Raw genomic sequence first — 8,290 nt, 5'->3', positions numbered from 1 at the left:
AGATGTGTATATGAGACAGGTACGTGCTCGGCTCCACGCGGGCGCCGCCGTCGACCGACTCCATTCGCGCGATGATCGAGCCGCGCAGGCCGTACCGGTCGGGCGGGATGGTCGTCGGGTCGAAGCCGTGGCCGGTGTCGGTGATCTCCACCAGGACGCGGCCGGCGTCGTCGGTGAGGTGGAGCCGGGCGGTGTCGGTGTCGGCGTGGCGGGCGACGTTGGTCAGGGCCTCGGTGCAGGCGTCGGCGAATGCCTCGGCGACGTGGCCGGGCACCGTACGAGGGGCGAGGTCGGTCTCGACCCGTGGCGCGGCCCCGGCGGCGACGGCGGCCAGGCGTTCGTCCAGCCGGGCCGGGCCGGCGGGCGGGGCCGCGTCCCGGGCGATGCGCTCCAGTTCGCGCAGGTCGGCGGCGGCCTGGCGGCGCAGCGTCGGCGAGGTGCGTTCGACGCCGCCCGCCCCGACCGTGGTCAGGGTGTTGAGCACGGTGTCGTGGACCCGGCTGTACTGGCCGCGTTCGTCGGCGCGCCGCGCCCGCTGCACGGCGTCGGCCTTGGCGGCCTCCCTGGACCGGGCGAGCAGCGCGTCGGCCAGGTCGGCCGAACGGCGCAGCAGCGTCATCAGCGTGACCCCCGCGATGATCTGGACGCAGTGGATGCCCACCGTGACGACGCCCCCGCCGAACCCGGCGAGCTGCGCCCCGGCCAGATGGGCCAGCGCCACCGCCAGCCCGCCCGGCACCGCCGCGCGCGGCCGCCAGGCCATCGCCGCGATCAGGATGGTCATCGTGGCCAGCACGGCGACCCAGCTCGCCCCCGCCGTGGCCACCTGCGGAGCCAGCAGCCACCCCTGGACCAGGCACAGCACGCAGGCGACGGCGATCTCCCCGGCGACCAGCCAGGACCGCAGGCCGTACCGCAGCGCGGCCCACACGAAGGCCGACGTCCAGAGCAGATTGCACACCAGCACCGACGACAGCCAGGCGAGCGAGACCGGAGGGAGCGCGCCGAGCAGGCCCGCGGCGGCGGCCAGCAGGGCCTCGGCACCGCGCATGACGGCGCCGCACACGGCGATGACGCGCTTCAGCGCCGCGCGAGCAGGGGTGCGGCTCTCCGTGTCGCGGAACAGGAGACCGGCGGTCATGGGCAAACCGCGCGCACCTTCGGCGGGGGGGATGGGCGGAAGTCAGTCTACGCCCATTGATCCCCGATCATCACGCCGAACGGGACAGGAGACGGATCCGCCGCGGCGGGCGCGCAGTGCCCATCCGTTGCCCGCCTTGCCCTCCCGCGGATCCTCTCCTGCCCGTTCCGCTCCTCAAGGGTGCACCGCGGGGTACGACGGGCGCATGACGGCCGTTCGGCTGTCAGCCGTTCGGGGGTCGTTCCAGGCTCAGCGGACGGGGTGGCCCGCCCGGCGCAGGGTCTCCTTGATGTCGCCGATCTTGAGCTGGCCGAAGTGCAGCACGCTGGCGGCGAGCACCGCGTCGGCCCCGGCCTCGACGGCCGGCGGGAAGTGCGCGAGGTCGCCCGCGCCGCCACTGGCGATCACCGGCAGCGAGACCGCCGCGCGGACCGCGCGCAGCATCTCGATGTCGTAGCCGGCCTTGGTGCCGTCGCCGTCCATCGAGTTGAGCAGGATCTCCCCCGCCCCCAGCTCCTCGCCGCGCCTGGCCCACTCCACGGCGTCGATGCCGGTGCCGCGCCGCCCGCCGTGGGTGGTCACCTCGAAACCGCTCGGCGTCGGCGGCCCGTCCACCACCCGCCGGGCGTCGACCGACAGCACCACGCACTGCGCGCCGAACCGGCGGGAGGCCTCGGTCAGCAGCTCGGGCCGGGCCACGGCCGCGGTGTTGAGCGCGACCTTGTCCGCGCCCGCCCGCAGCAGCCGGTCCACGTCGGCCACGGCTCGAACGCCGCCGCCCACGGTGAGCGGGATGAAGACCTGCTCCGCGGTCCGGCGGACCACGTCGAACATCGTCTCCCGCTCCCCCGAGGAGGCCGTGATATCGAGGAACGTCAGCTCGTCGGCGCCTTCGGCGTCGTAGCGCGCGGCCAGCTCGACGGGGTCTCCGGCGTCGCGCAGGCCGGTGAAGTTGACCCCCTTGACCACCCGTCCGGCATCGACGTCCAGGCAGGGGATCACGCGTACCGCGACGCTCACCCGGCCACTCCTTCCCGTTCGTCCGTCACCCAGCGTACCCGGCGCGCCACGTCAGGCGGCGACCGCGGCGAGGGCCTCGGGAAGCGTGAACGCCCGCGCGTACAGCGCCTTGCCGACGATCGCGCCCTCCACCCCGTCGGGGACCAGCGAGGACAGCACCCGCAGGTCGTCGAGCGAGGAGACGCCGCCGCTGGCGATCACCGGCCGGTCGGTGCGCGCGCACACCTGGCGCAGCAGCTCGACGTTGGGGCCGCGCAGCGTGCCGTCCTTGGTGACGTCGGTGACCACGTAGCGGGAGCAGCCCTCCGACTCCAGCCGGTCCAGCACCTCCCACAGGTCGCCGCCCTCGCGGGTCCAGCCGCGGGCGGCCAGGGTGGTGCCGCGGACGTCCAGGCCGACGGCCACCCGGTCGCCGTACTCGGCGATGATCTTGGCGCACCAGACGGGGTCCTCCAGCGCGGCGGTGCCGACGTTGACCCTGCGGCACCCGGTGGCGAGGGCCGCGGCCAGGGACTCGTCATCCCTGATCCCGCCGGACAGCTCGACCTGGACGTCCAGCGCGCCCACCACGGAGGCCAGCAGCTCGCGGTTGGAGCCCCGCCCGAAGGCCGCGTCGAGGTCGACCAGGTGGACCCACTCCGCCCCGGCCTCCTGCCAGGCCAGCGCGGCGGCGAGCGGATCGCCGTAGGACGTCTCCGTCCCGGCCTCGCCCTGCACCAGGCGCACGGCCTGGCCGTCCGCTACATCCACGGCGGGCAGCAGCACCAGCGACGACATTATGTTCACGACCTCCGGTCGAAGACGAGGGTGACGAGCACCGGGACGATCAGCAACGACAGCACCAGGACGCCCAGCCGGGCCGCCCAGGCGGAAAACAGCAGCCAGGCGAGCACCTGGACGATCAGGAAGAGCGCCAGGAACACCGCGTTCTGGGCGCGCTGGCGGCGGGCGAGCAGACCGCCCTGCCTGGCCACCCGCACCCGGCGGGGCAGCGCGGCCAGCAGCCTGCCGCGCCGCTCCCGGCGGCGGGCCAGCCTGGCCTCCCGCTGGGCGCGCACCGCGGCCTGCCGTTCGCGCTCGGCCTCCCGCTCGGCCCGGCGCCTGGCCCGCTCCTTGCTCACGCTCGCCTCATCGCGCGCTCAGCCGAGCGAACCGACCCAGTTGGCCAGGAGCGCCGCCCCGGCGTCTCCCGACTTCTCCGGGTGGAACTGGGTGGCGGAAAGCGGGCCGTTCTCGGCCGCGGCGACGAACGGCTCGCCGTGCCGGGACCAGGTCACCAGCGGGTCGGCGAACCCCGGCCCGGCGGTCAGCTCCCAGTGCCGCACGCCGTAGGAGTGGACGAAGTAGAACCGGGTGTCGGCGGGCAACCCGGCGAACAGCACCGAACCCTCGGGCGCGGTCACGGTGTTCCAGCCCATGTGCGGCAGGATCGGCGCGGACAGGCGCTCCACCGTGCCGGGCCACTCGCCGCAGCCCTTGGTGTGCACGCCGTGCTCGACGCCCTCCTCGAACAGGATCTGCATGCCGACGCAGATGCCCAGCACCGGTCGCCCGCCCGCCAGCCGCCGGGCGACCAGCCGGTCGCCCTGCACGCCGGTCAGGCCCGCCATGCACGCGGCGAACGCGCCGACGCCCGGCACCACCAGGCCGTCGGCGTCGAGCGCCGCGTCGTAGTCGGCCGTGACCGTCACCTTCGCGCCGGCCCGGGCCAGCGCGCGCTCGGCCGAGCGCAGGTTGCCCGAGCCGTGGTCGAGAATGACGACGTCCTTCACCACCACAGCACCCCCGCCGTGATCGCCAGGGCCGCGCCGACGCCGAGCACCACGGCGAAGAGCTTCATGCCCTGCTTGAAGAAGGAGACGACCCCGCCGATCAGGAACAGCCCGACGAACATCATGACCGCGGCGGTCCAGTTGCTCGTCACAGGACGCCCTTGGTGCTGGGCACCCCGGTGGCCCGGGGGTCGCGCTCCGACGCCTCGCGCAGGGCCCTGGCCAGCGCCTTGAACTGGGCCTCCACGATGTGGTGGGCGTTGCGGCCGTAGGGGACGTGGACGTGCAGGCAGATCGCCGCCTGGGCCACCAGGGACTCCAGAATGTGCCTGGTCATGGTGGTGTCGTAGTCGCGGCCGATGATCGGGGCCATGCCCGCCGGCTCGTCGTGGACCAGGTAGGGCCGGCCCGACAGGTCGACGGTGACCTGGGCCAGCGACTCGTCCAGCGGGCACGACGCACTACCGAACCGCCGGATGCCGGACTTGTCGCCCAGCGCCTCGCGGAACGCCGCGCCCAGCGCCAGCGCGGTGTCCTCCATCGTGTGGTGGGAGTCGATGTGCAGGTCGCCCTCGGTCTTCACGGTCAGGTCGAACAGCCCGTGCTTGCCGAGCTGCGCGAGCATGTGGTCGAAGAACCCCACCCCGGTCGCGACGTCGACCCGCCCGGTGCCGTCCAGGCCGACCTCGACCAGCACCGAGGTCTCCTTGGTCGTGCGCTCCACCCGGCCGAACCTCATGCAGCCCCCTCCATCACGGCGCCTTCCATGGCGGCCCGGAAGGCCGCCATCTCCTCACCCGTCCCGATCGAAACCCGCAGCCACTCCGGCGGCCCCGGCTCGCGGACCAGCACTCCGCGGGCCAGCAGCGCCTCCCAGACCGCGCGCCGGTCGGAAAACCGCCCGAACAGCACGAAGTTGGCGTCGGAGTCGGCCGCGGTCAGGCCCTTTCCGCGCAGCCAGGCCACCGTCGCGTCGCGCTCGGCGCGCAACCGGTCTACCGTGCCCAGCAACTCCGCGCGGTGGGCCAGCGCGACCAGCGCCGCCGCCTGCGTCAACGACGACAAATGGTACGGCAGGCGGACCAGCAGCAGCGCCTCGATCACCGCCGGGTGCGCGGCCAGATAGCCCAGCCGGGTGCCGGCCATCGCGAACGCCTTGGACATCGTGCGCGTCACGATCAGCCGCGGGTTGCCGGGCAGCAGCGTCAGCGCCGACGGCGTGCCGGTACGGGCGAACTCGAAGTACGCCTCGTCGACCACCACCATGCCGGGCGCGGCGGCGGCCGCCCGCTCGATCACCGGAAGCGGCAGCGCGGTGCCGGTGGGGTTGTTGGGCGAGGTGAGGAACACCACGTCGGGCCGGTGCTCCTCGATCGCGGCCACCGCCTTGCCGGCGTCGATGCCGAAGTCGTCCTCACGGGCGGCGGAGATCCACTCGGTCGCGGTGCCCCTGGTCAGGATGGGGTGCATCGAGTAGGACGGCTCGAAGCCCAGCGCCGTGCGCCCCGGCCCGCCGAACGCCTGAAGGATCTGCTGGATCACCTCGTTGGACCCGTTGGCCGCCCACACCCGGTCGCCGGACAGGCCGTGCCCGAGAAACCCCGCGAGCCCGGCGCGCAGCTCCACCGCGTCGCGGTCGGGGTAGCGGTTGAGGCCGACGGCCTGCTCGCGCACCGCCCGGGCCAGGTCGTCGGCCAGCTCCGGCGACGGCGGGTAGGGGTTTTCGTTGGTGTTGAGCCGGACGGGCACGTCGATCTGCGGCGCGCCGTACGGTGAGCGGCCGCGCAGATCCCCGCGGATCGGCAGGTCGGAAAGCGAGGTCACGAGGGCAGCCCCCAGTCGAACCTGGCGCGGATCGCGGCGCCGTGGGCGGGCAGGTCTTCGGTGTCGGCCAGCGTGCACACATGGGCCGCCGCCTCGGCCAGCGCCTCGCGCTCGTACTCCACCACGTGGATGCCGCGCAGGAACGACTGGACCGACAGGCCCGAGGAGTGGCAGGCGCACCCGCCGGTGGGCAGCACGTGGTTGGATCCGGCCAGGTAGTCGCCCAGCGAGACCGGGGAGTAGGGGCCGATGAAGATCGCTCCCGCGTTGCGCACGCGGGCGGCGACCGCGGCGGCGTCGGCGGTCTGGATCTCCAGGTGCTCGGCGGCGTAGGCGTCGACCACCGCGAGGCCGTCGTCGATGCCCGAGACGAGCACGATGCCGGACTGCCGGCCGGACAGGGCCTCGGTGACGCGCTCGGCGTGCCGCGTCGCGGCGACCTGCGCGGGCAGTTCCTTCTCCACCTGGGCGGCCAGGTCTTCGTCATCGGTGACCAGCACCGCGGCGGCGATCACGTCGTGCTCGGCCTGGCTGATCAGGTCGGCGGCGACGTGGACCGGGTCGGCGGTGCGGTCGGCGAGGATGGCGATCTCGGTGGGGCCGGCCTCCGAATCGATGCCGATCCGGCCCTTGAGCAGCCGCTTGGCCGCCGCGACCCAGATGCTCCCCGGGCCGGTGACCATGGTGGCCGCCGGGCACTCCTGCGTGCCGTACGCGAACATGGCGACCGCCTGGGCGCCGCCCACGGCGTAGACCTCGTCGACGCCGAGCAGCGCGCACGCGGCCAGGATCGACGGGTGCGGCAGGCCCCCGAACGCGGCCTGCGCCGGGCTGGTGACCGCCAGGGAGCCGACCCCGGCCTCCTGGGCGGGCACGACGTTCATGACCACGCTGGACGGGTAGACCGCCCGGCCGCCCGGAACGTAGAGACCGACCCGCTCGACCGGCACCCAGCGCTCGGTGACCGTGCCGCCGGGCACCACCTGGGTGGTGACATCGGTCCGCCGCTGGGCGCGGTGGACCAGCCGGGCGCGGCGGATGGACTCCTCAAGGGCCGCGCGGACCTTGGGGTCGAGGGCGGCCAGCGCGTCGGCCAGGGCCTGGACGGGGACGCGCGTGGAGGTCAGCTCCACGCCCTCGAAGCGCGCGGTGAGCTCCCGGATCGCGGCCACGCCACGATGACGCACGTCATCGCAGATCGGCCGCACCTTGGCAAGGGCGGCCTCGACGTCGAGCTCGGCGCGGGGCAGCACGGCGCGGAGGTCTCTTGGGAGCCCCCCGCGCAGATCGATACGGGAAATCACCTCACCAGTTTACGGAGTGCGCAAGACGAAACTCGTTCTGTCCACCTGGTGGACACCCGTCCCTCGGCCTTTACAAAGTAGATCTTTGGTCTTCCCCTAGGCTCTCCCTGTGGGCAGGAGCAAGAGCAAGGGCGGGCAGGGAACCCCGGCCACCGTGGCGCTGACGCAGGCCAAGGCCGATTTCACCCTGCACCCGTACGAGCACGACACCGGCGCTCAGGCGTACGGCGAAGAGGCCGCCGACGCGCTCGGCGTGCCGTACGAGCGGATCTTCAAGACGCTGGTCGCCGAGGTGGATGACGGCCTGGCGGTCGCCGTGGTGCCGGTGTCGGGCAAGCTGGACCTCAAGGCGTTCGCGGCGGCCCTCGGCGGCAAGCGCGCGGCCATGGCCGAGTCCGGCAAGGTCGAGCGGGTCACCGGATACGTGGTGGGCGGCATCAGCCCGCTCGGCCAGCGCAGGAGGCTGCCCACGGTGATCGACTCCTCGGCGCTCGCGTTCGAGACGGTCTACTTCTCCGCGGGGCGCAGGGGCCTGCAGATCGAGACCGCCCCGTCCGTGCTCGTCGAGCTGACCGGGGGTGTCACCGCCGCCATCGCCAAGGCGGCCTGAGCCCGCCATGAGCAGCGACACCGAACTTTGCGACCTCACCGCCGTCGAGGCGGCCCGGCTGGTACGCGAGCGCCACATCACCGCGGCCGAACTGGTGGAGTCGTGCCTGCGCCGGATCGAGCGGGTCAACGGCACGGTCAACGCCATCGTCACGCTGGTGGCCGACCAGGCGCTGGCCGAGGCCGCCAAGGCCGACGCCGACCTCGCGGCCGGTCACCTGCGCGGGCCCCTGCACGGGCTGCCGGTCGCGCATAAGGACCTGGTGGACACCGCAGGCATCCGCACCACCTACGGTTCCCGGCTGTACGAGGACCACGTGCCCGACCGGGACGCGGTGATCGTACGGCGGATGCGCGCGGCCGGCGCGATCACCGTGGGCAAGACCAACACCCCCGAGTTCGGCACCGGCTCGCACACCGTCAACGCGGTGTTCGGCGCCACCCGCAACCCCTACGACACGGCCAGGAGCGCGGGCGGCAGCAGCGGCGGCGCCGCGGCGGCGCTGGCCACCGGCATGGTCCCGCTCGCCGACGGCTCCGACATGGGCGGCTCGCTGCGCAACCCGGCCTCGTTCTGCAACGTGACCGGGCTGCGACCGACCCCCGGCCTGGTCCCCTCC

11 protein-coding genes are annotated in these 8,290 nt (G+C 73.7%); 2 read left to right on the top strand and 9 right to left on the bottom strand.

Annotated elements, in window-relative coordinates; genetic code table 11:
• From C1I98_RS30840 to hisD, 9 genes are all read right to left on the bottom strand, one after another.
• On the bottom strand, nucleotides 1-1,141 hold a 1,141-nt coding region (locus tag C1I98_RS30840; RefSeq protein WP_111170895.1), incomplete at its 3' end, for a sensor histidine kinase.
• Between the two features lie 249 nt (nucleotides 1,142-1,390).
• Complete coding sequence (hisF, locus tag C1I98_RS30835; protein ID WP_111170894.1) at nucleotides 1,391-2,161, bottom strand: imidazole glycerol phosphate synthase subunit HisF; 771 nt, start codon at nucleotides 2,159-2,161, stop codon at nucleotides 1,391-1,393.
• 51 nt (nucleotides 2,162-2,212) lie between these two features.
• Complete coding sequence (gene priA / locus C1I98_RS30830; RefSeq protein ID WP_111170893.1) at nucleotides 2,213-2,938, bottom strand: bifunctional 1-(5-phosphoribosyl)-5-((5-phosphoribosylamino)methylideneamino)imidazole-4-carboxamide isomerase/phosphoribosylanthranilate isomerase PriA; 726 nt, start codon at nucleotides 2,936-2,938, stop codon at nucleotides 2,213-2,215.
• Nucleotides 2,939-2,943: 5 nt separating this feature from the next.
• Nucleotides 2,944-3,282: a hypothetical protein gene (locus tag C1I98_RS30825; RefSeq protein WP_111170892.1), complete on the bottom strand. Its 339-nt coding sequence runs from the start codon at nucleotides 3,280-3,282 to the stop codon at nucleotides 2,944-2,946.
• Between the two features lie 18 nt (nucleotides 3,283-3,300).
• On the bottom strand, nucleotides 3,301-3,936 hold the full coding sequence (gene hisH, locus C1I98_RS30820) for an imidazole glycerol phosphate synthase subunit HisH (RefSeq protein WP_111170897.1): 636 nt from the start codon (nucleotides 3,934-3,936) through the stop codon (nucleotides 3,301-3,303).
• Entirely contained in the window at nucleotides 3,930-4,085 is a 156-nt protein-coding gene (locus tag C1I98_RS41905) for a CG2302 family histidine operon protein (protein WP_158558242.1), read from the bottom strand. The genes hisH and C1I98_RS41905 overlap by 7 nt, the downstream gene beginning before the upstream one ends.
• Nucleotides 4,082-4,672: an imidazoleglycerol-phosphate dehydratase HisB gene (gene hisB, locus C1I98_RS30815; protein ID WP_111170891.1), complete on the bottom strand. Its 591-nt coding sequence runs from the start codon at nucleotides 4,670-4,672 to the stop codon at nucleotides 4,082-4,084. The genes C1I98_RS41905 and hisB overlap by 4 nt, the downstream gene beginning before the upstream one ends.
• Nucleotides 4,669-5,757 (bottom strand): histidinol-phosphate transaminase, encoded by a 1,089-nt coding sequence (locus tag C1I98_RS30810; protein WP_199537333.1) that lies wholly within the window; start codon nucleotides 5,755-5,757, stop codon nucleotides 4,669-4,671. The genes hisB and C1I98_RS30810 overlap by 4 nt, the downstream gene beginning before the upstream one ends.
• On the bottom strand, nucleotides 5,754-7,061 hold the full coding sequence (gene hisD, locus C1I98_RS30805; protein WP_111170890.1) for a histidinol dehydrogenase: 1,308 nt from the start codon (nucleotides 7,059-7,061) through the stop codon (nucleotides 5,754-5,756). The genes C1I98_RS30810 and hisD overlap by 4 nt, the downstream gene beginning before the upstream one ends.
• 109 nt (nucleotides 7,062-7,170) lie before the next feature.
• On the opposite strand from hisD, the gene ybaK reads away from it, so the two are divergent.
• On the top strand, nucleotides 7,171-7,671 hold the full coding sequence (ybaK, locus tag C1I98_RS30800) for a Cys-tRNA(Pro) deacylase (protein WP_111170889.1): 501 nt from the start codon (nucleotides 7,171-7,173) through the stop codon (nucleotides 7,669-7,671).
• Between the two features lie 7 nt (nucleotides 7,672-7,678).
• Nucleotides 7,679-8,290 (top strand): amidase family protein (locus C1I98_RS30795; RefSeq protein ID WP_267898087.1); only part of this gene is annotated, 612 nt, incomplete at its 3' end.

The sequence above is a fragment of the Spongiactinospora gelatinilytica genome (genome assembly GCF_003236385.1).
Lineage (GTDB): Bacteria > Actinomycetota > Actinomycetes > Streptosporangiales > Streptosporangiaceae > Spongiactinospora > Spongiactinospora gelatinilytica.
Note: the sequence above shows the minus strand (reverse complement) of the source record. Positions and strands in the feature narration are given on the sequence as shown.